General features: G+C 61.5%; 2 protein-coding genes. Both read right to left on the bottom strand.

Annotated elements, in window-relative coordinates; all coding sequences use genetic code 11:
* Positions 1–69: 69 nt before the first annotated feature.
* Positions 70–594, bottom strand: coding sequence for a Clp protease N-terminal domain-containing protein (locus AC097P_RS24410; RefSeq protein WP_479613003.1), 525 nt, complete (start codon positions 592–594; stop codon positions 70–72).
* Positions 595–791: 197 nt separating this feature from the next.
* Positions 792–1,179: protein kinase domain-containing protein (locus tag AC097P_RS24405; protein WP_479613002.1), on the bottom strand; the 388-nt coding region annotated here is incomplete at its 5' end.

The raw sequence follows: 1,179 nt of genomic DNA, 5'->3' as shown, positions 1-1,179 counted from the left end.
CCAGATTGAGACGAAGGAGTGCATCCCTGTGCGCAACCGGGCTCGCAAGGATGAACGTGGGGCTACGCGTCATACTTCGTACACGGTCGCTGCGCTGATTTCCACCATGGCGGCATCGGCCAGCGCCTGTGGGTCAGCCCCCATCGCCTTGAGCGCACGCACGGCCACACCGTGCTGGGCGGCGGCAACGGCGACCAACACGTGGGCGCTTAACAAGGGCGCACCGGCATTGGATTTTTGCTGGCTGGCCAGCTGTTGCATCATGGTTTGGGCCGAGGCATGCGCATGGTAAACGCCTTTGCCAGGCGGCACGGCAACTGTGGCTTCGCCCACGCCGGGCGCCACGTCGATGCCAACAGCCTTCAGCGCATCTGCACGCTGCTGGGCGATTGCCGCACGGAAGCCGCTGGGGTCCACCCCAGTGTGCGCAAACGCCTTGCGCGCCGTACCGTCGGGAGACTCCAGCGCAGCCAGCACAAAGTGTTCTGCGCCAGGTTCCTTCTGGCCATCACTATTGGCATGTTTCTCGGCGGCCAGGCACAGGGTTTTGATGGTGCTCATGTCTCGAAAACGTTGCTTGATGGTTTCAAACATGGGGAACTCCTTAGAAGAGGATGACGGCGATTTGGGGAAGATACCGGACAGCCGCTTGTGGGCCGCCTGCTTGGACACGCCAAGGGCCTCTGTAATCTGCGACCATGAAAGAAAAACGCGCCCGCAGCCCCAGTGAAATATACCGATTTAGCTATCATATTAGTAGCATATTCAAACAGCCGAAAGTCCTCAATACTTTATAGGCCAGCGAATCTGTCCCTCACATCCGCCATCACCGGCCGTTCTGCAGGTTTGGTATGCAGGCAGGCCCTTGCCAGCGTGTTCACTGCTGCCAACCTGCCAGCATCTGCTACATCGGGCACCCCAGCATGCGCCACCAACTCCTCCAGCAGGTAACCAAAGGCCCGCACCTCCAACGCCTGCAGCGCGCGGCTCAGCGCGGGCTGGTCCATCGGCAGTAGGGTCCCGGCGCCAAAGTCACTCAGCAGGGCTTGGCCGGTGTTGGGGTTCCACAGGATGTTGTGGGCATAGAAGTCGCCGTGCATCACGCCGCGCTGGTGCAGGTGCGCCAGGGCCTGGGCCATGTCCTGCGCCATGCTCAGCATGGCGGGCACGGGAATGAGC

It is taken from the genome of Rhodoferax sp. ZS1R8 (genome assembly GCF_056521325.1).
This window is presented reverse-complemented; position numbering and strand designations above follow the sequence as displayed.

Excerpts from the sequence above, each read along its gene's own strand:
- AC097P_RS24410 (WP_479613003.1), bottom strand. The coding sequence starts at position 594 with ATGTTTGAAACCATCAAGCAACGTTTTCGAGACATGAGCACCATCAAA.